Origin of the sequence: Aeromonas sp. S13(2024) (genome assembly GCF_041402405.1) — a bacterium.
Classification (GTDB): Bacteria; Pseudomonadota; Gammaproteobacteria; order Enterobacterales; family Aeromonadaceae; genus Aeromonas; species Aeromonas veronii.
The window spans coordinates 102,870-128,395 of record NZ_JBGLRA010000002.1; the positions used below are offsets into that span (position 1 = coordinate 102,870).

A 25,526-nucleotide genomic window follows, 5' to 3' on the forward strand; every position below is an offset into this window, starting at 1 on the left:
ATAGACCTAGCTGGTGTCGCTCAGTGGTGCACGCTATTCAGTTATGCATGGGATATGCAGCATGGTTAAAAAATTCTCGGGGTAAATAGCTGTGAAAATGGTTTTAAATGCAAATAAAGTGAATGCGTTGAGCTGTTTATCCCGAGAAATAAGGTCTGTGCAATCAGGCCACCTGCTTGAGTGGCTTCTCCTTGCGCTTGGCTGCTGGGGCATCTTCCTCTTTCGTGCCTGCCTGAACCTTGCCGCCGCGCAGCAGGGTTTGCAGCACATCGCGCTGTTCTGCCAAGTAGAATGCCAGACTCTCTTGCTGCTCTGGTGCCAGCTCGATCGGGGCGCCAGCCAACAGGGTCATCAACTCATCGGCCGTATCCAGCAGCTTGTCATAGGCATCGGCCTCTTTTTTGCTGGCAAAGGTCATTTTTTCCACTCCCCCACGAACAACCACATATTTGATCTCGACAGCCATGATGGCCTCCTCTTGGTGATGATGGATAAAGTATATGTATGGATATACAGCATTGCAAATAACCTCACCGGAAAAGAGTTCGCCGGTGTTTAGCGACAAAAGCCGCGCTGGATCAAGCTGTCTCAAAGTGCCATTTGACTTCCACGCCTGACTGGTCGGATCATGGCCTTATGACGATCGTACGACACCTGTTTATCCTGCTGATGGTAGAGGTGCTGCTCCTCGGGAGTATCGCCCACGTGGTCGTGGGACTCTCTTGGTTGCTGACCCTGCTGTTTGTCGTGTTTGCCCTGCTTGGGTTGCGCTGTCTGGTGGTGCTCGGCAGCTGGCTCTTTACCCGCTTCTACCCCTCCCCGGCTATCGGCCCCTGGCGCAGGGTGAAGATGATGGCGCAGGAGATGTTGGCCTACCTCTACACCTTCACCTTGTTGTTACCGTTCGAGCCTTTGCTGATGGCACCCGATCGGCTGCGTCCATGCCAGCGCCCCGTATTGCTGGTGCATGGTTACGGTTGCAGTCGCGGGATCTGGCGCACTCAGCGCGCCCGATTGGAAGCCGCAAGCCATGTGGTTGCCACCATTACCCTGATGCCTCCATTTGGTCATATCGATGAGATGGTGCCGCTGCTGGCCACCCGGATTGACGATGTGCTGGCGCAGACCGGGGCTGACAAGCTGGTGCTGGTCGGTCACAGTATGGGCGGGCTGGTCTGCCGCGACTATCTGGCTATCCATGGTGGTGACAAGGTCGTGCGCCTGATCACTCTTGCTACGCCTCATCAGGGGAGCCAGCTTGCCGCCCTAGGGCTTGGGGCCAATGCCCGCGAGATGGAGCCCGGTTCCGGCTGGTTGCAGCGTTTTGCCTCTGTGCCGCTTTGCGTGCCCGGCATCTCGGTGCGCACCAGTCACGACAATGTGGTGATGCCGCAGGAGCGGCAACGATTGGCGGGAATGGAAGATATTGAGTTGCCTGCCATTGGCCATCTCTCTCTGCTCTACTCCCGTCGCACGACAGATCTGCTGCTTGATCTGCTGTCCCGAGTCTGACCCTCCTTATTCGTCCTTCAACTGTTATTCCAAATAAAACAGGGGCCTGATTGCTCAGGCCCCTGTTGAGCTCTTTATCCCATCATCCGGTTAGAAGTGTATCCCCTTGATCAGGGTCGAGACGGCAACCTGATCGGCGGTCGCCTTGGACTTATCGCCATCCTTGGGATCGGCAAAGGTGCGGAAGCTGGTGTTCATGATCACCTGGGCGACGCGCGGAGCCAGGGCATGCACCACTTGGCCAAATACCCCGAGGCGAGTCGCCAGTCGCACATGCTTGTTGATGATGGTATCGCACACCAGATCGGCCGCCTCTTCCGGCGTCATCATCGGCACCTGCTCATAGACCTTGGTCGGTGCGACCATTGGCGTTTTCACCAGCGGCATATTGATGATGGAGAAGCTGACCCCCTTGTCGGCAAACTCGGAGGCGGCGGTACGCACCCAGGCATCGAGGGCCGATTTGGAGGCAACATAGGCGGAGAAGCGCGGCGCATTGGTCAACACCCCGATGGAGGAGATGTTGATGATGTGGCCTTTTTTCTTCTCAATCATGGTGGGCAGCACCCCCATGATCACCTTGAGTGCGCCAAAGTAGTTGAGCTGCATGGTGCGCTCCAGATCGTGGAAGCGATCGAAGGAGTCTTCGATGGAGCGGCGGATGGAGCGGCCGGCATTGTTGACCAGAATATCGACGCCGCCGTGATCGGCCACGATGCGAGCGGTGATCTCCTCGGCCTGCGCCAGATTGGAGAGATCCCCCTGATAGATCTCGATGGTCAGCCCCAGCTCGGCAAACTCAGCTTTAGTCTCGGCAATCTTCTGCTCGTCGCGAGCGATGGTAACGACGTTGGCCCCCGCACCCGCCAGCTTGCGCGCGGTTGCACGGCCGATACCAGAGGTTGCCCCGGTCACCAGCACCACCTTGCCCTCTACCCGACCACGCAGGGTGCGATCGATGAAGAGCTCCGGGTCGAGATGGCGTTCCCAGTAATCCCACAGCCGCCAGGCGTAGCTGTGCAGTGGTGGCACTTCGATACCGGTCCCTTTCAGTACTCGCTGGGTTTCGCGACTGTCGAAACGGGTGGGATAACTGATAAGGCGGAACACATCCTTGGGCAGACCCAGATCGGCGATGGCGGCATCGCGAATGCGGCGCACTGGTGCCATGGTCATCAGCATGGCGGTCAGGTGGCGGGGAATGAAGTTAAAGAGAGAGGCGTTGATGCGGATCGCAGGCTCCGGCGCATGGGCGGCGCGGGAGAAGGTGCTCAGCATGTCGCCAACCCGCATCGGGTTGGGGTCGGTCAGGTGGAAGGTCTTGTTCTCCTCTCCCTCTTGATGGGCGATATGCACCATGGCATCGACCACAAAGTTGACCGGCACGATATTGATGCGCCCGCCCTCAACCCCGATGGCGGGCATCCAGGGCGGCAGCAGACGACGCAGCTTCTGAATGGTCTTGAAGAAGTAATAAGGGCCGTCGATCTTGTCCATCTCGCCGGTATTGGAATCACCGACAACGATCCCCGGGCGGTAGACTCGCCACGGAATGGTGCACTCATTGCGCACAATCCCTTCCGCTTCGTGCTTGGTCTGGAAGTAAGGCATGTCGAGGTGTTCGGCCTCATCGAACATGTCCTCGCGAAACAGACCGTCGAACAGGCCCGCTGCAGCGATGGAGCTGCAGTGATGGAACTGCCTCGTCCCCAGCCGCTCGGCAAGTTGAACGGCTTGACGGGTCCCTTCGGTGTTGACCTGCTGCTGGATCCCGGCCTTGGCGTTCAGATCATAGATGGCCGCCAGATGGAAGAAGTGGTCGATCTTGCCGATCAACTGCTCCTGTATCTCGACCGATACCCCCAGCAGCGGTTGCGTCATGTCGCCAAAAACCGGGACTGCGCGCGATTCATCCACATTCCAGAATGCAAATAACTCCGGCAATTTATCCTGATGAGAGGCGCGCATCAGAAAATAGACGATACAGTCGGGATGCTGTTGGAATAACTTTTTGATCAATCTACGCCCGATAAAACCACTACCGCCAGTAATGAAATAGTTCATAAAGAGAATCCTGCTACTGATTAGGGTGTTACTAGGTTGTTAGATATATCACGATTCATATGGGAATCCGCAATTTGATTGTCGGTTCGTGAGCAAACCCTAATTTCGGTGGTGTGCCTGTTCCGTTATTAGGTAGAACCCTCTATTTTTTCTCCCTAGACTGAAGTTGAAAAATCAGTAATGCCACAACCCGATTGCAGTTTCGTTGTCGCCATTACATTTAACTGTCGTTATTCAAGGAGAAGATCATGGCTAAGAAATTGAAAGCGCTGGCAGGGTCAGTGACCGACAACCAACTCACCTCCACCATCAAGGAGTCCACCCAGCAGATCTGGTTGGCGGGTCTGGGTGCCTATGCCAAGGCGCAGGAAGAGGGTGGCAAGATCTTTGAAGCCCTGGTGCAGGAAGGGGAAGCATTGCAGGCCAAAACCCGTCAGAGCGCAGATGAGAAGATTGCCGCGGTGACCGACAAGACCGCCAATACCTGGGGCCGTCTGGAGCAGGTGTTTGAAGATCGCGTGGCCCGCGCTGTGGCCAGCCTCGGCATTCCGACCCGCAAGGATATCGACAAGCTCTCCAAGCGCATGGCCGAGCTGACCGACGTGGTCCAGCAACTGCTGGATGCACAGGAAGAGGAAGCCCCGGCCGCAGAAGCCAAACCGGCTGCCGCCAAAAAGCCCGCTGCCCGCAAGCCTCCGGTAAAGAAGGCGCCGGTAGCCAAGGCTAAAGAGGCCGTGGTTGAGCAGGCCGCCGATCTCCTCTCCGCCGCTGAAGATGCGGTGAAAGAGGTGAAAGCTAAAGCAGAGAGCGTCCTGCCCTGATCCCTCGCGGTGACGGAAGTTGATTGATACCGGCCCATGCCCTGCGCTGGGCCGGTCTTGTCATGGTGAATGTCATGGATAGAGAGGCGACGCTATGAGTACCATCGCAATTGCCCTTGCTGGCGGCGGGCCGCTCGGCGGCATCTACGAGATCGGTGCCTGCGCTGCCCTCTCTGACAGCATCAACGGCCTGCGCCTTGACCATGCCGATATCTATGTCGGCGTCAGTTCGGGGGCCGTGGTGGCATCGGCGCTGGCCAACGGCATCTCGCCGGCTAAGCTGGTGCGGATCCTGCTCAGCGATGATTCGGGGGAGATGTTTGACCCGGCTACCTTGCTGCGACCCGCCTTTCGTGAATATGCCGACCGCCTGACCTCGATCCCGCCACTGGCGTGGCAGAGCCTGACCTACTATCTGGCGGCGCCCTGGAAGCGCAGCCTGTTTGAATCGCTGCAGGGACTCTCCAAGGCCATTCCGACCGGACTGTTCGACAATCGCGGGGTGGATCGTACCCTGACCCAGTTTTTCTCTCGTCCCGGCCGCAGCAACGATTTCCGCCAGTTGCGCAGCCGACTGTTTGTGGTCGCTACCGAACTCGACACCGGTCATCCGGTCGCCTTCGGCAGCCCGGGGCTCGATGACGTGCCCATCTCGGCGGCGGTACAGGCGTCGGCCGCCCTGCCCGGTCTCTTCCCCCCTTCATTGATTAACGGGCGTTACTATGTGGACGGGGCGCTGATCAAGACCCTGCACGCTTCGGTAGCGCTGGAAGAGGGGGCGGATCTGGTGTTCTGCATCAATCCGCTGGTGCCCTATGATGCGGACATGGCCGCCGGCACCCCGACCAATCTGGTGGACAGCGGTCTGCCGGTGGTGCTGGCCCAGACTTTTCGCGCCATCATCCACTCCCGCATGCATGTGGGGATGGATCGCTACAAACACCAATATCCTGACGCCGATGCCCTGCTGTTTGAGCCCTCTTCTGCCGATGGCGAGATGTTCTTCACCAATGTGTTCAGTTACCGGGATCGCCGCCGTCTCTGCGAGCACGCTTACCAGCATACCCGCCGCGATCTCTGGCAGCGTCGTGACGAGCTTGCGCCGGTGCTGGCCAAGCATGGCCTCGAGCTCAATCTGGCCGCGCTGGCCGATGAAGATCGCACCCTGCTGGCCCCCGGCATTGGCTCGGTTGCAGCCCTCGACAAGTCGCTGGAGCAGTTGCAGCACTGGCTTGCCAAACGCTATCGCCACGGCGTGCGCCGTTCATCACCAAAGGAGTAGCATGGATCGCAAACCCAAACGTCGTACCCGGGAGCGGATCCTGACCACTGCCCTCGCCTGCTTCAATCGACAAGGGGAACCCAGCGTCACCACCTCGGCCATTGCGGCCGAGATGGAGATCAGCCAGGGCAATCTCTACTACCACTTCCACAACAAGGAGGAGATCGTCAACGCCCTGTTCTGCGAATTTGAACAGCAGATGGATCGCCTGCTGGAGGCGGTCAGCACCCCGTCCGATGAGCCAGAAGATATCTGGCTCTTTCTCCACCTGATGTTTGAAGCCATCTGGCAGTACCGTTTCCTCTACTACGATATCGCGACCCTGATGAGTGGTTATCATCAGGTGGAGCAGCGCTTTTCCGCCCTGCTGCGCCGCAAGGAGCTGACCGCCATCGCCATTTGCAACCATCTGCAAACGGTCGGGCTGATGGAGGGCACGGCGCAACAGATGCGCACGCTGGCGGCCAATGTGGCGTTGGTGGGCACATTCTGGATCTCTTATCAGCGGGCACTGCACCCCAAAGCGGACGCCGATATCGCCCTCGGCGTCTTTCAGGTGATGCAGCTGGTCGCACCCTATTTGCGGGCCGATGCCCGCGCTCATCTGGGCGCCCTCGCCCACCACTACACCGACAAGGTTTGATTCACATGCTAAAGGGAGAACAAGCATGACCACTTCACAACTCGAATTTGTCCCCTTCCCCTACGCGGATGCGGCCTATGAGTATGCTGGCCAGAAGCTGGCGGACAACTGGGATCGTCTCCATCAGGGGGATGCCGAACCCTGGCCCGAGGATGAGCAGGTACAGGATGCCTGGCGGGCCTATCATGCCGGGGATTTTGCCCAGGCCGTCGCCCTTGGCGAAGCGGCCGGTGAGGCAGGCCTCAATGTGGCAAACAAGGCGCTGGTGATCCACGCCAGCTATCTGCTGGAAGACAAGTATGCCAAGCGCGCCGCCTTCGAGCGGGCGGCCAGCCATGCCGAGAAGCTGCAAAAGCGTCAGCCCAGGAACGCCAACGCCTGGTACTTCCACGCGCTGGCACTCGGTCGATACAGTCAGGTCATCTCCATCTCCAAGGCTCTCTCGCAAGGTATTGGCGAAAAGATCAAGGCAAGCCTTGAGAAGACTCTGGAGCTGGCGCCCGATCACGCCGAGGCCCATATCGCCTTTGGCGCCTGGCATGCGGAGATCGTCGACAAGCTGGGGGCCATGATCGGCGGCCTCACCTATGGCGCCAAGAAGGAGGAGTCCGAGCGTCACTTCAAGGAAGCGCTGGCGCTGATCCCCGACTCGGCTATCGCCCGCATGGAGTACGCCAACGCACAGGTGATGCTGCACGGCAAGAGCCGCCTGAAAGCCGCCGAAGCCCTCTATGCCGAAGCGGCCGAGTGCGAACCCATGGATGCCATGGAGCGTCTCGATGTGGAGGCGGCGCGGGAAGAGCTGGAGGATTAACCGCCACTCCTGCCACTAAGAGGTAGCAAAACAAGAGGCCAACCCGCGGGTTGGCCTCTTTTTATTGGGATTTTTACGTATCGGATCAACCCAGCAGCGCATCAAGGCCGTTCGGGTCGAACAGCAGCTCAGGCTCCAGCAACACCAGCAGTAACAGTTGTTCAAACTCCACGGCGAAGCGGTCGACAACCTGATCCGGGTCAGGTACCAGCTTCTTGTCGGTGATAAGGCCCAGCTGCACCTTGTGATCGTAAGAGAGGATGGAGACGCCGACGCCGATATCCCCCGATTGCGGCACCCAGAACAGCGGCTGACGCAATTTTGCTCCAGCCAGATAAAGGGTCTGCTGCGGGCCGGGCACATTGGTGATTACCGCGCTGGCCTTGGCCGTGAGCAGCTCGACGGCCTGCTGCTGCACCGCATTGGGGGCCATGCCAAGGGCATGTAACAGGTTGAGCACCACCACGGGTTGTAGCGAGGTGCGCAGCGCCTGCATTCGGTCACGTACGGTATAGAGCCGCTGCAACGGGTGTTCAACATCCAGTGGCAAGTCCAGGGCCACCAGCCCGAAGCGGTTGCCAAGTGCCCCCTCATCGTCCGGTGCACGCATATTGACTGGCACCAGGGCGCGGATCTTGACCTTGTTGGCATCATCCCCCTTCTCCTGCAGGTAGTGGCGAAACGCCCCTGCGGTGGCGGCGATCAGCAGATCGTTGACCGAGCAGCCCAGTACCTTGCCCACTGCCTTGATATCCGGCAGATCAATTTGCTCCGACCAGGCCACCCGCTTGGTGCTGGTGGTCTTACCCCGCAGGCGGCAGGGGGAGTCATCACCGAGGGTGGCGATATTGCACAGCTCGCTCGCCAGATCGCGCCCAGTCTTGAGGTAATCCACCGCCTTGGTGGGATGGGTGACCACTTCGACATATTTGGACCAGAGGCTACCGGTCAGTTTGAGACCGGCCCGCACCAGACGGCTGCCCTGGTGGCAATCCTCCTCATCCTCGTCATCGCTGTCATCCAGTGGCTCCGGTGACGGTGGTCGCGGCGCCCCTTCCGGTGTGTTATCCATCATGGTCAGCATGGCTCGCACCAGCGAGAAGCCATCGCCCATGGCGTGGTGAATGCGCACCACCAGCGCTTGCCCACCCAGCGAAGTGTCGGTGAGGTGCATATCCCACAGGGGGCGCTGGTGGTTGAGCGGCGTCGAGGCGAGATCGGCCACCAGCTTCTCCAGCTCCAGCTTGCCCGCTTCACCCGGCAGGATCACTCGCTTGAGGTGCTGATCGAGATCGAAATCGGGATCATGACGCCAGTAGTAGGAGCCCCCCTCCAGCACGGCCCGCTGGTGGAAACGGGGTTGCACCGAAATGGTATGGCGCAATCCGGCCCGCAGACGCGTTTCATCAAGCTCTCCTTCAAACATCAGGACACCGATGATCTGCATCAGGTTGTTGGGTCTGTCCATGCGTAACCAGGCGGTATCGACGCAGGAGATAAATTCACTCAGTGGCATGGTTGTTTCCCTACAAAATGAATTTATCGAGGCGGCAAATTGCTTCTGCCCTCATATCCGGATGAAGGCTTGATGCAATCAGAATGACATTAATGAGTGCCGACTCGAAATATGAAATAAAGATGAAAGATTACTTATAAAATAGAATCAAGACCTCACCGGAGAATAAATCTGACAAACCTTATGGCTTGCCAACTTATTTCAAACAACCATCGTTTACAGCTGGTTTATTTAAAGCCAGTGCAACGAAAAGTTTCAAACACGTTTGGGGCAAGGTAAGCGATTGTCGACATAATCGAGGATCTCTTGCTCCAGTACGCTGCGTACCGGCAACAGCATCAAACCAAGATGCACTTCCAGTTCCAGGTTCTCATCGTCCAGGGTGAGAGTGCCATGTACCCCTGAGCCGCGAAAGTGTAGCTCGGTCTCTTCTTCATCTGCCCATTCGCAATCGAGTTGATAGCTCTCGCTCATGTCCGCAGCGATGGCTTCGGCCGCGAGCCGGGCGGCGGCCAGTCCCAGCGGATGCTGACGGCTGATCTGGATGGTAGAGAGTGCGCTGCTGCCAGCGAGCGAGTTGAAGAACATGGTCGTTACTCTGGGTCATAAGTTAGTTATTGATATTAAACACATGTTCACAACAAATGAAAGGATGGTTCACATAAATGGGACTCACTTAACAGAGTCGAGAGGGATGCAGGCCATCAGCGGGGCATGGCATTTATTCCCTCCCCCGTGCGCGCTACACTTGTCACGGAACGGTCAGCAAAAGCTGCTTGTTTTTCATTCACTTGTATCTTCGTATCACCGAATCCCCATCAATGGGCCCAAGGCCAGAGAGCTGTAGATGACGCATCAAGAACATGCCCACGACGACGATAGCACCCTGGGTCGGCTCTACCGCCAGCTCAAGCGGGTTGCAGCCTTGCGCGAGCAGATGCGTGCCCACCCGGAAGATCAGCAGGATCGGGATCGGCTACGCCAGTGGCAGGCCGACCGGTTGGGGCGGACCCATCGTGACCTGCTGGAGAGTGACCGCTACGGCCCTGCCGCCGAGTTTTTCCTGACCGATCTCTATGGCCCGGGGGATTGTGCCCGCCGCGATGCGGACGTGATGCGGGTGATGCCGACCGCCGAGCGGCTGTTGCCGGAGTCCGGCCTCAAGGTGCTGGCCCAAGCGATCGAGCTCGATGCCCTCTCCGAAGAGCTGGACTACCTGATGGTGGTGGCGCTGCGGCGCATTGATGGCATTGATCCCATCACACCGGATCATTACACCATCGCCTATCGTGCCGTTGGCGAGCAGGTGCGCCGGGAACATCAGATTGCGTTGGTGAGCGAGCTTGGCATGACGCTGGACAGGCTGGCGAGAAAGCCGCTGGTGGGGGCAACCCTCAAGCTGGTTTCAGGGCCCGCCCATCTGGCGGGGCTTGGCGAGCTCTTCTCCTTTGTCGAGCGTGGTTATCAGGTGTGTCATCAGATGGGGCGTGCCAACGAGTTTCTCGAGACCATCGCCAGTCGCGAGACGGCCATCATGACGGCGCTCTTTAACTGCGACAGCAGTGCGCTGGGGTAAGGCTTATCGAGGGATAAGCCGCCAGAATAACAAAGCGGGCCGATGAGCCCGCTTTTCGTTTATCACTGTTTGCCGATATGTTGGCCAATACAAGACCGGTCAGATCACCAACAGATCCATAAAGGCGTGTACCGGGGTGGCGGCAAGGCGCGGCCCATCCTGACAAAGGGCCAGAATGTCGTTGACCCGTTTGGCCGGGAAACGGGTGGCCAGATTGTGCTGGAATTTCTCCACCAGCAGCGGGATCCCCTCCTCCCGGCGACGGCGATGGCCGACCGGATACTCTACCTCCATCTTGGCGGTGTGAGTGCCGTCCTTGAAGAAGATCTGGATGGCGTTGGCAATGGATCGCTTGTCCGCCTCCAGATATTCGCGGCTGTAACGCTTGTCCTCCTGCACCACCATCTTGCCGCGTAGCGTGTCGATGCGGGGATCGGCGGCGACATCGTCCTCGTAATCCTCGGCGATAAGGCGCCCGAAGATGAGCGGCACCGCCACCATGTATTGCAGGCAGTGATCCCGATCGGCCGGGTTGTTGAGGGCGCCGACCTTGCTGATGATGCGAATGGCCGACTCATGGGTGGTGAGCTCGATACGGTCTATCTCGTCGAGCCGCCCCTTCACCTGCCCATGCAGCTTCATGGCGCACTCTACCGCGGTCTGGGCATGGAACTCGGCGGGATAGGAGATCTTGAACAGCACGTTTTCCATCACATAGCTGCCGTACCCCTGATGCAGGGCGAACTGATTGCCCTTGAACAGCACATCGTAGAAGCCCCACTTGGGGGCGCTCAGCACGCCGGGATAGCCCATCTCGCCGCTCATGGTGATAAGGGCGAGGCGCACTGCGCGAGAGGTGGCATCCCCCGCCGCCCAGCTCTTGCGGGAACCCGCATTGGGGGCATGGCGGTAGGTACGCAGGCTCTGACCATCGACCCAGGCCTGGGAGACCGCATCAATCACCTGATCACGGGTGCCACCCAGCATGTGAGTCACCACGGCGGTGCTGGCGACCTTGACCAGCACCACGTGATCGAGACCGACCCGGTTGAAGGAGTTCTCCAGCGCCAGCACCCCCTGAATTTCGTGGGCTTTGACCATGGCCACCAGCACATCGGCCATGGTGAGCGGCGCCTTGCCCTCGGCCACGCGAGTACGGGAGAGCCAGTCGGCGGTGGCCAGAATGCCCCCCAGATTGTCGGAGGGGTGACCCCACTCGGCGGCCAGCCAGGTGTCGTTGTAATCGAGCCAGCGGATGATGGCGCCGATATCCCAGGCCGCCTTGACCGGATCGAGGCAGAGCTGGGTACCGGGCACCCGGGCACCATGGGGGACTAGGGTGCCAGCTACGATGGGGCCAAGGTGCTTGGTGCACTCGGGGAAGCGCAGGGCCAGCAGGCCACAGCCAAGGGTGTCCATCAGGCAGTAGCGGGCGGTGTCGAGAGCCGCCTCGCTGGTAATGGGGTGGTTGCAGACATAATCGGCAATATCGACCAGCACCTGATCGGGCTCGGGTCTGTGGTTGACGTCGACGTTGGCGGACATCGTGATTTCCTTATCGTTGTTGTAGAGAGACAAAGTGACGGGGGGCCGGGCCGACATAATCGGCGCTCGGGCGGATGATCCGGTTGTGCTCGCGCTGCTCCATCACGTGGGCGCACCAGCCGGTGACCCGCGAGCAGACGAAGATAGGCGTGAACAGCTTGGTCGGGATCCCCATGTAGTGATAAGCGCTGGCATGGAAGAAGTCGGCGTTGGGAAAGAGCTCTTTTTCTTCCCACATCACCTTCTCCGCCTCGCAGGAGACGCGATAGAGGCGATCATCACCCACCGCCTCGGCAAGCTTGGCCGACCACTCCTTGATGATGACGTTGCGCGGATCAGAAGTGCGGTAGATGGCGTGGCCAAAGCCCATGACCTTATCCTTGGCCGCCAACTTGGCCAGCAGTTCGCGCCTCGCCTGCGTTTCATCCTGCCAGTGTTCGATCATCGCCATGGCTGCCTCGTTGGCTCCGCCGTGGAGCGGGCCGCGCAGGGTACCGATGGCGGCAGTGATACAGGAGAACATATCAGAGAGCGTCGAGGCGCAGACCCGCGCCGCAAAGGTGGAGGCGTTGAACTCATGCTCGGCGTAGAGGATAAGGGAGACATGCATCACCCGGCGCTCCAGCTCGCTCGGCGCCTTCTGGTGCAGCAGCGCGAGGAAATGGCCACCGATACACTCCTCGTCGGTATCGAGGGCGATGCGTACCCCTTCATGGCTGAACTTGTACCAGTAGATCAGAATGCCCGGGAAGGCGGCCAGCAGCCGATCCGCCACTTCATGCTCATGTTCGAAACCATCTTCCGGCTCCAGATCGCCAAGCATGGAGCAGCCGGTGCGCAGCACATCCATGGGATGGGCATCGGCGGGAATCCGCTCCAGCACTTCCAGCAGCGGCAGGGGCAAGGTGCGCAGGCGACGCAGTTCGCGCTTGTAGGCGTCAAGCTGCTGCTCACCGGGCAATTCCCCCTTGAGCAGCAGATAGGCGACCTCCTCGAACTGGGCGCTGTCGGCCAGCTCCTTGATGTCGTAACCGCGATAGGTAAGACCGGTGCCACTCTTGCCCACGGTACAGATACTGGTCTCCCCTGCGCTTTGGCCGCGCAGACCGGCCCCGCCCAACGGTTTTTGCTGTCCCATAACCTGCCTCCTATTCCTTGGCTGTAAACAGACGATCCAGTGTCTGCTCGTAGTGGTGATATCCGAGGAAGTCGTAGAGCGACTCCCGGGTCTGCATGGTCTCCACGACGGCCCTTTGATGACCATCCTGGCGAATATGGTGATAGACGTTGAGGGCAGCCTGATTGGCTGCGCGGTTGGCGCTTAACGGGTAGAGCACCATATCGACCCCGTGGGCGGCCAGTTGCTCTTTGTCAAACAGCGCGGTTTTGCCGAACTCGGTCATGTTGGCGAGGATCGGCACTTTGGCCGCCTGCTTGAACTGGTCGTACTGGGCAAGCTCGGTCACCGCCTCGGCGAAGATCATGTCGGCACCGGCGGCCACATAGGCGGCAGTGCGTTCAAGAGCCGACTCCATCCCCTCCACCGCCAACGCATCGGTGCGGGCCATGATGACGAACTCGCTATTCTCGCGGGCATCCACTGCTGCCTTGATGCGATCGCACATCTCCTCAAGCGACACCACCGCCTTGTTGGGACGGTGGCCGCAGCGCTTTTGGGCAATCTGATCTTCCATATGGACGGCGGCAACCCCGGCCCGCTCGAACGCGCGGATGGTGCGGGCGATATTGAATGCCCCGCCCCAGCCGGTATCGATATCGACCAGTAGCGGCACACGGGTAGCAGCAGTGATCCGCTCAGCATCGATCAGCACGTCGTTGAGTGAGGTCATGCCGAGATCCGGCAAGCCATAGGAGGCATTGGCCACTCCGGCGCCGGAGAGATAAAGAGCTTGAAAACCGCTGCGTTCGGCCATCAGCGCCATATAGGCATTGATGGTGCCGACGATCTGCAGGGGATGTTCATTGGCAAGGGCGGTGCGAAAGCGCAGGCCTGCCGAGGGGGGCAAACTGGACATCATGACTCCTTTCACCTGTCTAGTCTGGCTATCTAATATCACGTTTACGTTAACGTCAATTATACTTTCGTAACATTCCGGCCGCAGGCAAGACAGGAAACCGGTTTTAGGGTAAATTTCACCAATTCCTTCAACAGGTTGAATTGTATGATGGAGCCCGGTTCCGTGATTGTCTGTCCGGCGTGCGACTTGCTGATCCAGCGCAAAGCGCTGCCGCTGCGTCGCCATGCCCACTGCCCGCGATGTCATCAACATCTCTATGGCCGTTATGCCTTTCGTCCCTCCCAGTTGATGGCCCTGACCATCACCGGATTTCTGCTGCTGCCCTCCGCGTTTTTTGAGCCGTTGATCTATCTGCGGCTGGCTGGGGTCAACACCGACGCCGACCTGCTGCGCGGTATCCTGGTACTGTTTGGCGAAGGTGAATGGTGGGTAGCCAGCCTGGTGCTCTGGTGCGCCGTACTGGCACCGGTGGGGTTATTGGCGGGGATCTTTGTGCTGGCTTCGGGTCTGGCCAAACGTTGGCACATTCTTCCCGTCACCTTGAAGCTGGTCGAGGTGTTTCGCCACTGGGCCATGCTGGAGGTCTATATCGTCAGCTTGCTGGTTGCCCTGTTCAAACTGATCGACATCGCCGATGTGCGCCTCGGTGGCGGCTTGCTCAGCCTCGGTATTCTGATGCTGCTAAACATGACCCTGCTGATCCTGTTTGACCCCGCCCCCTACTGGGCGCGGATCCCGTTAAAGGAGCCGGAACATGACCAGCGCCCGTGAGATGGGGCTCTGCCGCTGCCATACCTGCGGTCTGCTGGTGCGTTATCAAGCCGGGGCAGTCTGCCCCCGTTGCAGCAGCAAATTACAGGTGCGCATTCCCCGCTCCCTCGCCTGGTCGTGGGGCTTGCTGGCACTCGCCACCTTTATGCTGCTCCCCGCCAACCTGCTGCCCATCACCCACTTCTACAACAAGGGACTATTGCAGTCGGATACCATCTTCAGCGGTATCATGATGCTCTATCGCAGCAAAATGAGCGGGATTGCCACCATAGTCCTCACCGCCAGCATACTGGTGCCGGTGGGAAAGATAATGGGGTTGGGCTGGATCTGCTGGCAGTTGCAGCGAGCCAAGCCGGTACGGCGCAAGCGCCAACTGGTGATGTATCGGGTGATCGATTTTATCGGTCGCTGGTCGATGCTGGACTTGTTCGTGATTTCGCTGATGGTGGCGCTGGTCGATCGGGGTGTGCTGCTGAGTGTCCGCGCAGGCCCGGGGGCCACCGCCTTTGCCGGTGTGGTGGTGCTGACCATGATGTCGGCCCGCATGCTCGATACCCGTTTACTGTGGGACAAGGCGGCCCGTTGATGATTTCTCTGTTTTTGTCTGATGTGCTGTTTAATCCAGCCAATAAGGAGTCACTATGATCGGGGCTGAACCCGTCATCGAAAAGCGTCGCTGGTTATCGCCGGTCTGGCTGTTACCCCTGATAGCCCTGCTGCTGGCAGGTGGTTTTCTCTATCAGCAGGTATTGAGCCGTGGCCAGCTTATCCAGATCAACTTCGCCCAGGGCAACGGCATCTTGCCGGGTAAAACCCAGGTTCGTTATCAGGGGGTGGCCATCGGCGTGGTGCAAGAGCTGGAGCTGGCTGAAGATGGCCGCAAGATTGCGGTGATGGCCAAGATTGACAGCCGTGCCAGACCGCTTATTCGCAAGGGATCCGACTTCTGGCTGGTGAGCCCCAAGGCGTCGCTCACCGAGATCTCCGGCCTCGATACCCTGGTCTCCGGCAACTACATCAACCTGCAACCGGGGCGTGAAAGCAATCCGCTGGAGGAGACCTTCGATGCACTGGAGGGCCCTCCTCCCGGCTATCAGGCTCAGGGGCGCATGCTGCACCTGACCGCCGATTCGCTGGGTTCGGTTGGGATTGGCGCCAAGCTCTATTTCCGCGGTATCGAGGTGGGCAGCGTCATCAATACCCGTCTGGGTCAGGACAACCAGAACGTCATTCTGGATCTGGTGATCGAGCCACGTTTCGAACATCTGGTCAAAGCCGATACCCGCTTCTGGAATATCAGCGGCATCAAGGGCTCCTTCAGTCTGGCCGGGGTGAGCGTGGAAGCTGGCAGCCTCACCTCCATCCTGAGCGGCGGCATTGCCTTTGACTCACCCAAAGATTCACCGGAGCCTGAGAAGGGACAGACTTTCGTCCTCTATAAAGGGCTGGCGGAAGCGGCGCGTGGCGAGCGTATCGACATTGCGGCTGGCGATCTCCCGGTCAAGGAGGGGATGCCCATCCTCTATGAGGGGATCGAGATCGGTCGTATCGACCCCATTCGCCTTACCGATAAAGGCCGGGTGGTCACCGCGCTGATCAACCCGGAGCAGGCTTATCGCATTACCGACAAGAGTCAACTGGTATGGGAGAGCGTCTCCCTCTCCGCGACCGGCGTGCAGCATGCAGCTCGCCTGCTCTCCGGCCCGGCCATTCGCCTCGACTATGTGGCGGGCAAACCGGTACAGAAGATGACACTGACCGATCGCGCCCCCCAGAGCGGCACCAAGGTGACGCTGCAGGCTGACGATCTGGCGGGGCTCAATCAGGATGCCCCTGTCTGGTACAAGGGATTGCAGGTGGGCCGTATCAGCCAGCTCACCCTGGATGCACGCGGTAATGCCAGCGTCGAGCTGGTGATGGCGCCGAACTATGGTCACCTGCTCAATCGTGCCCGCTTCTATCGCGCCGCCCCGCTGCAGATCGATGCCGATCTGAGCGGCATCAAAGTAGAAACCAGTCCGGCCAGTGCCTGGTTGGGGGGCGGGATCAAGCTGGTACAAGCCAGCAGTGGCGAGCGGATTAACCGTCTCTACCCGAGTCAGGAGCTGGCACTGCTCGGCACCCGTGATGCCAAGCCCCAGCGCTGGTTGCTCAAGGCAGATCAGGCCGATGGCATTGGCATTGGCTCACCTGTGCTCTATCTGGGGTTGGAAGCGGGCAAGGTCAAACAGCTGCGCGCCGCCAAAGAGGGGGTCGAGATCGAACTCGAGATTGATGGGGTCTATGCTCCCCTCCTCGCCCAGCAACCCCAGTTCTGGAAAAAACCGGCCATCGACACCAAGGTGCGGGTCGATGGGGTGCAGGTCAAGGTGGGCAACCTCGGTACCTTGCTGCGCGGTGCCATCGAGTTCGATCGGTTGGCCAATGGCCGCAGCAGTCATCAACTGTTCGATTCCAGGGAGCAAGCCAAGGCCAAGGTGCGCCAGCTGTCACTGGTGGCAGAGAGCAATCCGGGGCTCGGGATTGGCAGCCCGATCCGCTATCGCGGTGTCGATATCGGCAAAATTGAAGAGATCGAGCTGGAGCCGTCACTGGGTCAGGTGATCTTCAAGGCTGAACTCGATGGCCACTATGCCGAGCGTTTCCTGCAGTCCGGCGCCCGCTTTACTCTGGTGCAGGCCAAGCTGGGGCTGGGCGGTGTCGCTCACCTCGATACCCTGATCAAGGGGGCGTTTGTAGAAGCACAACCCGGTAAAGGCGCTGGCAAAGATCGCTTCCCCTTGAGTCAGGTCGGCCCGGTGGGTCTGGCCCTGACCCTCAAGAGCCCCTCCGTCAATGGCCTGAGCGTCGGCAGTCCGCTGCTGTTTCGCAAGATGGTGGTGGGCAGTGTCACCAGGGTGGCGCTGGCTCGGGATGGTAGCGAGGTGGTGATCGACGTTAACGTGGATCAGGAGTATGCCCATCTGGTGCGTGCCAACTCCCGCTTCTGGAATGTCTCCGGGGTCAAGGCGGACATTGGCCTGACCGGTGGCACTATCGAGGTCGAGACGGTGCAGAGCCTGCTGGCTGGCGGCATTGCTTTCAATACGCCGGAGAGAGAGATGGGTCCAACCGTCAAGGCGGGACACAGCTATCCGCTCTACGGCAAGGCCGAGAAAGAGTGGCTGGAGTGGAGTCCGCGTATCCAGCCCTGATCTCTTCCCTTTGTATCTCATCCAAGCCCGGCACAGTGCCGGGCTTTTTTATATTCCGGTGTCTGTTGATAGGGTTCAGATTCAGAATATTCTTAGCCTTGTGGTAGGATATCGCCCCTCTTTTTCGGTCAACGAGACGGCACAGTGCACGACAACACCTTCCTTCCCGATTACTTTTTACGCCACATTGCGGCCATCATGCCGGCCCATCTCTCGATGGATGACTTTGTGGCCAGTTGTCGACGTCCGCTGCGCCGCAGCATTCGGGTCAATACCTTGAAGATCGCCGTCTCGGATTTCGTCGCCCTGATGGAGCCACTGGGTTGGCAGCTCGACCCTGTGCCCTGGTGTGATACCGGCTTCTGGCTGACCCGCAGCGATGAAACTGTCCCACTTGGCAACACCGCCGAGCACTTGAGCGGGCTCTTCTACATTCAGGAAGCGAGCTCCATGCTGCCGGTGACGGCACTCTTTGCCAGCGACAAGATCAAAGCGGATGGCATGTTGCTGGATGCGGCGGCGGCCCCCGGCTCCAAGACCACCCAGATCGCGGCTCTGATGAACAATCAGGGAATGCTGGTTGCCAACGAGTTTTCCAGCAGCCGGTTGAAAGTGCTTAGCGCCAATATCCAGCGCTGCGGCGTGACCAATGTGGGGATGACCCATTTTGATGCCAAGGTATTTGGCCAGTGGTTGCCGGAGACATTCGATGCCATCCTGCTCGATGCCCCCTGCTCCGGTGAAGGTACGGTGCGCAAGGATGAAGATGCGCTGCGCAACTGGAGTATCGAGAGCATCGACGAGATCGCGGCGGTGCAGCAGGGGCTGCTGGAGAGTGCCTTCCATGCCTTGAAACCGGGTGGTGTGCTGGTCTACTCCACCTGTACCTTGAGTGAGCAGGAGAACCAAGCGGTCTGCCAATCCCTGCTGGACAAGTTTGGCGATGCCTTGAGTTTTGACTCGTTGGCAGACCTGTTCCCCCATGCAGAGCAGGCCTGTACATCCGAAGGATACCTGCACGTTTGGCCCCAGATCTTCGACAGTGAGGGCTTTTTCGTCGCCAGATTACGCAAGCATCACTCGGTGCCCAACACCATGTTCAAGCCGGGCAAGCTGGGTAAATTCCCTTTTGCGGCGCTTCCTGCCAAAGAGGCGGAACTCATATTGCGCGAAATTGAAGCCAACTTTGGGGTAGCACCGCAGGGTCAGCTGTTTGGCCGCAATGACGAGATCTGGCTCTTCCCCCAGCGGTTTGATCAGGTGCAGGGCAAGCTGCGTTTCGACCGCATCGGCATCAAGTTGGCCGAAACCTTCAAGAAAGGTTATCGCCTCACTCATGAGTGGGCACTGGCCTATGGCGATAAAGCGAGCAAGGGCGTGGTTGAGCTGGATAGCGCCAATGCGCGGGAATTCATGATGGGGCGGGATGTCTGGCCAGAACAGGATGCTGGCACTGGCGAGGTGATCGTCCGCTATCAGGGGCATACCCTGGGCATGGGGAAATGGGTGGGGAGTCGGGTTAAGAATGCCCTCCCCCGCGAGCTGGTGCGTGACAACAATCTGTTCAATGCGTAGTGGGCCGCTCGGTTCATCAGCACTTGAACGAGTCTGAAATACCCACACTCTGGTTGAACTTTTCTTCGGATCTTGAAAAGCCTTGAGCCTTGTCTAAGCTTAAGGCAATCCGAACACCAGTTAGCGCACGGCTCTGCAAGGAGCCAATTCCCCTATGCCAGGTACAAGGAATTCGTACCTGGCTTTTTTTATCTCTTCACGTATCGCTGTTACTTCACTTTTGTGTCTATTCAACAGTCTCTTCGACCTGTGTGGCGACTCTGTTTTCAAACGGAGGTTCTCTACCCAGCTCATGTTGGTAGAGCAGATCGATCGCCTGCTCGATGAGTGATGCCTGACTGTCTTCGAGATGAAGACCCAGTGCGGCCAATCGTTCGGCGTGGCGATTGCTGATCCAGCATTGCAGCCGGGTATGGGTCTCCTGCTTGCGTTTTACATGTTGGCGCTGCCGCTCGGCATTGTTTTGGGGCCCCGCCTCTTGCTCTTCACGCACTGTCATTTCTTGGCTCATATGTCCTTGCGATATTACGTTTCCGAGTTTGTTATCTCTCATCACATGCCATTATCCATTGGAAGATGCCCTTCCCCTTTGGGCTACTGGCTGCGCGACAAATATATCATTAGATCAACAAGATATCATTTAACATAAAATATGCAGTAACGCAGTCATATCAAAGCAAACCATCGAGCGCATGATCGGAGAACTTATGGGCGTCATCGAAGTACTCCTGCAGGGTCCGCATATCCTTGTGGCGCGTCACTTCTATGATCTTGTTCATCGGCTTGCCGGCAGTCACCGCCGAGGTAATGAACCCGCGACGCAGGCTATGGCCACTGACGTAGAGATCGTCGATGGTTTGACCTGTTCGGCGCTTGATCATCAGATTGATGCCCTGGGGGCCGAGTGGTTCGGCCATCAGTTGCCCCCAACGATTCATGCGTCGAAACAGCGGCCCCTCGCTGATCCGGCTTTTGTGTAGCCATTTTTGCAGTGCCGACACGGGGCAATAGTGTTTGCCCGGAATCAAGGCTATCTCGGTTTCATGCAGCTGATGCTTGCTCGGTTTGAGGCGAAGGCGGATCCCCTGCCCCACAAAATCGAGATCGCTCACTTCAATTCGGGCTGCTTCCGAGCGGCGCAAGGCGCCACTGAACATCAAGAGCAGCAGGGTGTGATCACGCAAACCAGCCAGATCACCGGTGTCGATGCCATCCAGCACCTGGGTCAATGGTTGCAGCGTCAGGGCGCCGGTTTTGTGTTTACGGTTATCCCCCAACCTGACAATGCCGCGCATCATCTCCTTGATTTCGGGATGTTCGGTGGGCATGGGATGAATGCCTTTCTGCTTGAAGGCATAACGGATCCCGGCAAGCCGTCTCACCAGGGTTGCCGGTTTTCGAGGCTCGCCATTACGCAGCTCTCCCTTCCCCTCCTCTTTATCCAGCCATATCCAGTCGGCCAATACGCCGTCAGCCTGATCAGCGAGAAAATTCATGATGTCGTGATGGGTGGTTTGCAGTGGATCCAGCCCGTGCAATTGACACCAGAAGACAAAAATACGGGTATCCGCCTGATAGGCATTTAGTGTGGAATCCGCTTTTGCACTGCGCAAAAAGCGGCGTGCCCGACTATTTAGCTGTGCATCAAAAACAGTCTGCAGTGACTGATGAGATGGATTGGACAAGGATGGATATGCCACGGAACTCTATGATTCATATGAAGTTTGATAGGATCTTACAGGATCCTCCCCATACATCAAGTATTGATAATGAATATTATCGATACTTATAGCCTGATGTTTAATACCCTTCGACCACGGTGAAAAAACGAAACATCGGAATATCATTCACCCAGTTTTGTATGGATGAACGAGTTGAATTGACTAGGTAGGTGAGAGATAACGTTGTGCTAGGTTGATTTTCAGGTGGGTAATCAGCTTGGTATTTGAAATATAAAAGCCCCGAGCAACGGGGCTTATGTGTTATTTTTTCGCCAGTTTGAATAGTTCAAAGAAATTTCGGCTGGTGGCTTCTGCCAATTCATTAAGCGGAATATGACGCAGATCGGCAATAAACTGCGCAACGTCTCGCACAAAGGCGGGTTCGTTCTCCCTCCCCCGATGCGGCACGGGGGCAAGATAGGGCGAGTCAGTTTCGACCAGCAATCTGTCCAGGGGCAGAGCCTTGACCACCTCTTGCAGTGCAGACGCATTTTTGAAGGTGGCGATCCCGGAGATGGATATATAGAACCCCATCGCCATCGCAGCTTGCGCCATCTCGATAGACTCGGTGAAACAGTGCAGCACACCGCCAACCTGATCCGCTCCCTCTTCACGCATGATCTGCAAAGTATCTTGTTGAGCATCACGAGTGTGAATGATCAACGGTTTGTTCAGCGCGCGGGCAACCCGGATATGTTCGCGGAAAGAAGCTTGCTGCACCTCTTTGTTCTCGGGGGAGTAGAAGTAGTCGAGCCCGGTCTCACCGATGGCCACCACACGTGGATCGGCAGCTTGCTTGAGCAGCAACTCGGCATCGACACCGGGTTCCTGATTGAGCGGGTGTACCCCGCAAGAGGCAAATACCTGGGGATAGGGGGCGATCGCCTCGAGCATGGTCGGGAACTGTGCCTGAGTCACACTGACACAGAGAAAATATCCCACGTCCAGTTTCGCGGCCTTGGCCAGTACATCAGCCATGCTGATCTGCTTGTTGCCATAGCTGAGGCGATCGAGATGACAGTGGGAATCAACGAGTAACATATAAAACCTTTCTGCTTGTCGGTACTTATAACCAGCGACTGAGCCAGTTCATCAGATGGATGGTGGGATTGGAGAGCTGGCCCGGCTGGCATGCCGCTTTCAGGGCTACCAGATCTTGTTCTGCCTCCAGCAGTTTTTCGCTGGAGTGCTGCTCCGCCAACCGCTGGCTCAAGATTGCCAAGTCCGGCATCGCCAGCTGATGGTGACCACATCCTGCCTGGGTTTTCAGGGCATCGCACAAGAAGAGCTGCAACCAGTGCAACCTGACCTGCGTCTCCTGACCAAGCTGGCTACACAAAGCCGTTGCCTTGACCGGACTTTGACTCAGGGCGACAAACTGCTCCAGCAGTTCGCGGCGAGTCCCGTCCTGTTGCTGCTCGATATAGTCGAGTACCCGCAGCGGGGCCCCCTGACAGATCCGCACCTGAGCCAGAGTGGCCTGATGACCCTGCTCGGCCAACCAGCGTACTGTCTCCCCTTCTGCAGGCAACTGACAGACATGTTTGTGACAGCGACTAAGAATAGTGGGAAGCAACCGGGAAACCTGGGAAGCGATCAGCAACAGCAAGCTGTCGCCGGCCGGCTCTTCCAGGGTTTTCAGCAGGGCATTTGCCGCCGATTCGGTCATCCGCTCCGCATCAGGAATGATCACCACCTTGCCACGGCCGAGCTGGGCAGAGCCCTGCAGCCGGGTGCAGATCTCGCGAATGGCCTCGACCCCGATGGTCTTGCTGTCGCGGGTGATGGTGCCGAGATCCGGGTGGTTGCCCTTGTCAAACAGCTGGCAAGAGTGGCAGTGGCCGCACGGCTCTCCGCCATCTGGTTGCTGGCAAAGGTGTAAACGCGCCAGCCGCTCGGCCAGTTGCTCCTTGCCAAGACCGGGATCGCCGAGCAACAACCAGGCGTGGCCGAGACGACCGGACTGGGCCGTCTGGCTCAGGGCATGCCAGTCGGGGATCAGCCAGGGATACATAGCGGCTCGTTCGACAGATAGTGATCCAATGCACACTCGATGGCAGCTTTGACCTGTTCCGGCGTTTGCGCCGCATCGATCACCACAATGGAATCATCCTTGGCGGCCAGTTCGAGATAACGAGTTCGGGTACGCTCGAAGAAGCTCAGTTGCTCCAGTTCGATGCGATCCAGCTCGCCGCGATGGCGGGCGCGCTGCAAGCCAAGGGCGGGATCGATATCGAGATAGAGGGTGAGATCCGGCTTGAAGTTGCCAAGCACCGCCTGCTTGATGGCTCCGATAAGCTGGGCATCGATACCACGGCCACCACCCTGATAGGCCTGGGAGGAGAGATCGTGGCGATCTCCCACCACCCAGACACCATCGGCCAGTGCGGGTTTGATGCGGGTCTCCACCAGTTGTACCCGGGAGGCATACATCAGCAGCAATTCCGCCTCGATGGTGAGGCGCTCGTCGTGCACCTCTTTGACGATGGCTCGCATCCGCTCGGCCAGTGGCGTACCACCCGGCTCGCGGGTGCACTCGATCCGGTTGATGCCGTGGCGCTGCAGATAGTCGGTCACATAACGCACGGCCGAGCTCTTCCCTGCCCCTTCCAATCCTTCGATCACAATAAATTTAGACATTAGGGTTTCTTCAATATGTATTCGCGAACCGCCCGATTGTGTTCATCGAGGGTCTTGGAGAAATAGTGGGCACCGCCCCCCTTGGCGACAAAGTAGAGATAGTCGGTCGACTTGGGGTTAAGCGCAGCTTCGATGGAGGCCTTGCCCGGCATGGCGATGGGCGTGGGCGGCAGACCGTCGATCACATAAGTGTTGTAGGGATTCTTGTCGGTCAGATCACTGCGGCGAATGTTGCCGTCGTAGCGATCCTTCACCCCGTAAATGACGGTGGGATCAGTCTGCAACTTCATGCCCAGACGCAGACGGTTGACGAATACGGAGGCGATCTGCGCCCGCTCGTCCGGCTGGCCGGTCTCTTTCTCGATGATGGAGGCCATGATCAACGCCTCATAGGGGGTCTTGTAAGGCAGGTTGGCCTGACGTTTCTCCCAGCTCTGCTGCAGGAAAGTCTCCATATCCTGATGGGCGCGACGCAGGATCGAGAGATCGCTGGCATGGGTGGTATAGGCGTAGGTTTCCGGCAGGAACCAACCCTCCAGCTTGCCATTCTCGATGCCGAGCTCCTGCGCCAAGTCGGCTTCGGATTGCTCAACAGTCAATCGCTCAAGGTATGGGGCGCTGGAGAGTTGCTTCTGCCAATCCTCGAAACGGGAACCTTCGACGAAGGTGAGGCTGAAGTGAAACTCCTTGCCCGATGCGAACAGAGAGAGGGTCTCCTTGAGAGGGGCCCCTTCCTTGATTTCATAGGTGCCCGATTTGATGGCCACCAGTTCGGGATGGCTGCGCAGCCAGAGCCGCACCGCCCAGGGGCTGGTTTCCCCCTCCCCCAGTTCGGCGATCAGGCGCGCCGCATGGGCGCCCTTCTCCACCGTAAAGAGCCGTGTCGGCCCCTTGTTGGTGAGCGTCTCTACCTGTTGCCATTTGTAATGTACATAGCCCCCGGCAGCGGCTACCGTCAGTGCCGCCCCCGCGAGCAGGGTGTAAAGCCGATTAAACTTCAATGACCAAACGCTCCTGTAAACGGCGACTCAATACCGCTGGGGGATAATGGATATCCTCGATGCCATTGACCGGCACGACCCCCATCAGGGTATTGGTGAGCCACACCTCTTCCGCCTGCCATAGTGACTCCAGCGGAGCCTCTACCACACGCAACTCAATACTCATCTGTTTCAACATCGCCATCACCTGGCGGCGCATGATGCCATCGACACCACCGCGGGCGAGATCGGGCGTAAACACCGTCTTGCCCCGACGCCAAAACAGATTGGCACTGACCCCTTCAATCAGAAAACCGCGACTGTTAAGCACTATCCCTTCGACTGCATTTCGGCTGACAAGTTCGCTTTTCAGCAATACCTGCTCCAGACGATTCAAGGTTTTAAGCCCGGCCAGCATAGGGGCATCACCGATCCGCTGGCGGCACACCACCATCTCGATCCCCTCCTGTTGCCACTGGCCATAGTGAGTGGGAAATGGCGCCAGAGTGACAATCCGGGTTGTGTGCTGACATCCGCTGCCATCATAGCCCCGCCCCCCCTCGCCGCGGGTCAGGATCACCTTGGCCACGCATTGTGGCTGCTCGGCCACCATCTCTTCAACCTCCCGGGTCAAGAGATCCCAGTCCGGTTCAACTAATCCCAGCCGGCTATTGGTCTGTTGCAGTCGAGCCAGATGCGCTGGCCACAGCAATACCTGTCCTTCTCTCACCGCCATGGTGGTGAAATGACCGTCACCATAAGCCAGCCCCCGATCATGGGCCGAGATGGTATCAAGCTTCATGCCATTGATAAGCAAAGGGATCCCTCCGATA

Annotated in this window: 24 protein-coding genes; 10 read left to right on the plus strand and 14 right to left on the minus strand. The window is 58.4% G+C overall.

Going from position 1 to position 25,526, the window contains the following annotated elements:
• Positions 1 to 163: 163 nt before the first annotated feature.
• A complete protein-coding gene (locus ACB042_RS04190) occupies positions 164 to 466 on the minus strand; it encodes a YebG family protein (protein ID WP_216962699.1) in 303 nt (100 codons plus the stop codon).
• A gap of 170 nt (positions 467 to 636) precedes the next feature.
• On the opposite strand from ACB042_RS04190, the gene ACB042_RS04195 reads away from it, so the two are divergent.
• Positions 637 to 1,512: an esterase/lipase family protein gene (locus ACB042_RS04195; RefSeq protein WP_371177868.1), complete on the plus strand. Its 876-nt coding sequence runs from the start codon at positions 637 to 639 to the stop codon at positions 1,510 to 1,512.
• A 90-nt stretch (positions 1,513 to 1,602) separates the two neighbouring features.
• Here the strand turns inward: ACB042_RS04195 and ACB042_RS04200 are convergent, their stop codons facing one another.
• Entirely contained in the window at positions 1,603 to 3,576 is a 1,974-nt protein-coding gene (locus ACB042_RS04200) for an SDR family oxidoreductase (protein WP_371177869.1), read from the minus strand.
• Between the two features lie 248 nt (positions 3,577 to 3,824).
• Here ACB042_RS04200 and ACB042_RS04205 point away from each other — a divergent pair, with 248 nt between their 5' ends.
• From ACB042_RS04205 to ACB042_RS04220, 4 genes are all read left to right on the plus strand, one after another.
• The gene (locus ACB042_RS04205) at positions 3,825 to 4,397 is read left to right on the plus strand and encodes a phasin family protein (protein ID WP_005333118.1); all 573 of its coding nucleotides are present in this window, start codon (positions 3,825 to 3,827) and stop codon (positions 4,395 to 4,397) included.
• Positions 4,398 to 4,491: 94 nt separating this feature from the next.
• Positions 4,492 to 5,679, plus strand: coding sequence for a patatin-like phospholipase family protein (locus tag ACB042_RS04210; protein WP_120414267.1), 1,188 nt, complete (start codon positions 4,492 to 4,494; stop codon positions 5,677 to 5,679).
• A 1-nt stretch (position 5,680) separates the two neighbouring features.
• On the plus strand, positions 5,681 to 6,322 hold the full coding sequence (locus ACB042_RS04215; RefSeq protein ID WP_042083077.1) for a TetR/AcrR family transcriptional regulator: 642 nt from the start codon (positions 5,681 to 5,683) through the stop codon (positions 6,320 to 6,322).
• A gap of 25 nt (positions 6,323 to 6,347) precedes the next feature.
• Positions 6,348 to 7,136, plus strand: a complete 789-nt coding sequence (locus tag ACB042_RS04220; protein ID WP_042083075.1) for a hypothetical protein — start codon at positions 6,348 to 6,350, stop codon at positions 7,134 to 7,136.
• Positions 7,137 to 7,221: 85 nt separating this feature from the next.
• On the opposite strand, the gene ACB042_RS04225 is transcribed toward ACB042_RS04220, so the two are convergent.
• Positions 7,222 to 8,652, minus strand: coding sequence for a wax ester/triacylglycerol synthase family O-acyltransferase (locus ACB042_RS04225; RefSeq protein ID WP_247822803.1), 1,431 nt, complete (start codon positions 8,650 to 8,652; stop codon positions 7,222 to 7,224).
• A gap of 255 nt (positions 8,653 to 8,907) precedes the next feature.
• Positions 8,908 to 9,240 carry a polyhydroxyalkanoic acid system family protein gene (locus ACB042_RS04230; protein ID WP_120414265.1) on the minus strand — a complete coding sequence of 111 codons (333 nt, stop codon included), beginning with the start codon at positions 9,238 to 9,240 and terminating at the stop codon, positions 8,908 to 8,910.
• A 259-nt stretch (positions 9,241 to 9,499) separates the two neighbouring features.
• Between ACB042_RS04230 and ACB042_RS04235 the strand changes: the two genes are divergently transcribed.
• Positions 9,500 to 10,228, plus strand: coding sequence for a hypothetical protein (locus tag ACB042_RS04235; RefSeq protein WP_371177870.1), 729 nt, complete (start codon positions 9,500 to 9,502; stop codon positions 10,226 to 10,228).
• A gap of 99 nt (positions 10,229 to 10,327) precedes the next feature.
• Here ACB042_RS04235 and ACB042_RS04240 read toward each other — a convergent pair whose 3' ends face one another.
• Genes ACB042_RS04240 through prpB form a run of 3 tightly spaced genes read right to left on the minus strand, consistent with a single transcriptional unit; the run spans position 10,328 to position 13,809 of the window.
• Complete coding sequence (locus tag ACB042_RS04240; protein WP_371177871.1) at positions 10,328 to 11,773, minus strand: bifunctional 2-methylcitrate dehydratase/aconitate hydratase; 1,446 nt, start codon at positions 11,771 to 11,773, stop codon at positions 10,328 to 10,330.
• 10 nt (positions 11,774 to 11,783) lie between these two features.
• Complete coding sequence (prpC, locus tag ACB042_RS04245) at positions 11,784 to 12,911, minus strand: 2-methylcitrate synthase (protein WP_279487190.1); 1,128 nt, start codon at positions 12,909 to 12,911, stop codon at positions 11,784 to 11,786.
• A 10-nt stretch (positions 12,912 to 12,921) separates the two neighbouring features.
• The gene (gene prpB, locus ACB042_RS04250) at positions 12,922 to 13,809 is read right to left on the minus strand and encodes a methylisocitrate lyase (protein ID WP_279487273.1); all 888 of its coding nucleotides are present in this window, start codon (positions 13,807 to 13,809) and stop codon (positions 12,922 to 12,924) included.
• A gap of 147 nt (positions 13,810 to 13,956) precedes the next feature.
• Here prpB and ACB042_RS04255 point away from each other — a divergent pair, with 147 nt between their 5' ends.
• The 4 genes from ACB042_RS04255 to rsmF all read left to right on the plus strand — a co-directional run bounded on the left by ACB042_RS04255 (position 13,957) and on the right by rsmF (position 19,352).
• Positions 13,957 to 14,583, plus strand: coding sequence for a paraquat-inducible protein A (locus tag ACB042_RS04255; RefSeq protein ID WP_005345516.1), 627 nt, complete (start codon positions 13,957 to 13,959; stop codon positions 14,581 to 14,583).
• On the plus strand, positions 14,567 to 15,169 hold the full coding sequence (locus ACB042_RS04260) for a paraquat-inducible protein A (protein WP_279487189.1): 603 nt from the start codon (positions 14,567 to 14,569) through the stop codon (positions 15,167 to 15,169). The genes ACB042_RS04255 and ACB042_RS04260 overlap by 17 nt, the downstream gene beginning before the upstream one ends.
• Positions 15,170 to 15,224: 55 nt before the next feature.
• On the plus strand, positions 15,225 to 17,777 hold the full coding sequence (locus ACB042_RS04265) for an MlaD family protein (protein ID WP_371177872.1): 2,553 nt from the start codon (positions 15,225 to 15,227) through the stop codon (positions 17,775 to 17,777).
• A gap of 144 nt (positions 17,778 to 17,921) precedes the next feature.
• A complete protein-coding gene (gene rsmF / locus ACB042_RS04270; RefSeq protein ID WP_371177873.1) occupies positions 17,922 to 19,352 on the plus strand; it encodes a 16S rRNA (cytosine(1407)-C(5))-methyltransferase RsmF in 1,431 nt (476 codons plus the stop codon).
• Positions 19,353 to 19,578: 226 nt separating this feature from the next.
• Here rsmF and ACB042_RS04275 read toward each other — a convergent pair whose 3' ends face one another.
• The 7 genes from ACB042_RS04275 to pabC all read right to left on the minus strand — a co-directional run bounded on the left by ACB042_RS04275 (position 19,579) and on the right by pabC (position 25,510).
• Positions 19,579 to 19,863 (minus strand): RepB family protein, encoded by a 285-nt coding sequence (locus ACB042_RS04275; RefSeq protein ID WP_041235150.1) that lies wholly within the window; start codon positions 19,861 to 19,863, stop codon positions 19,579 to 19,581.
• Positions 19,864 to 20,023: 160 nt separating this feature from the next.
• Positions 20,024 to 21,052, minus strand: a complete 1,029-nt coding sequence (locus ACB042_RS04280) for a site-specific integrase (RefSeq protein ID WP_371177874.1) — start codon at positions 21,050 to 21,052, stop codon at positions 20,024 to 20,026.
• A 282-nt stretch (positions 21,053 to 21,334) separates the two neighbouring features.
• Entirely contained in the window at positions 21,335 to 22,114 is a 780-nt protein-coding gene (locus ACB042_RS04285; protein ID WP_371177875.1) for a TatD family hydrolase, read from the minus strand.
• Between the two features lie 25 nt (positions 22,115 to 22,139).
• Positions 22,140 to 23,087 (minus strand): DNA polymerase III subunit delta', encoded by a 948-nt coding sequence (gene holB, locus ACB042_RS04290; RefSeq protein WP_371177876.1) that lies wholly within the window; start codon positions 23,085 to 23,087, stop codon positions 22,140 to 22,142.
• On the minus strand, positions 23,072 to 23,713 hold the full coding sequence (gene tmk, locus ACB042_RS04295; RefSeq protein WP_144713191.1) for a dTMP kinase: 642 nt from the start codon (positions 23,711 to 23,713) through the stop codon (positions 23,072 to 23,074). The genes holB and tmk overlap by 16 nt, the downstream gene beginning before the upstream one ends.
• A complete protein-coding gene (gene mltG, locus ACB042_RS04300; protein WP_005333156.1) occupies positions 23,713 to 24,714 on the minus strand; it encodes an endolytic transglycosylase MltG in 1,002 nt (333 codons plus the stop codon). Before mltG ends, tmk begins: the two co-directional genes overlap by 1 nt.
• Positions 24,704 to 25,510, minus strand: a complete 807-nt coding sequence (gene pabC / locus ACB042_RS04305; protein ID WP_371177877.1) for an aminodeoxychorismate lyase — start codon at positions 25,508 to 25,510, stop codon at positions 24,704 to 24,706. Before pabC ends, mltG begins: the two co-directional genes overlap by 11 nt.
• Between the last annotated feature and the right edge of the window lie 16 nt (positions 25,511 to 25,526).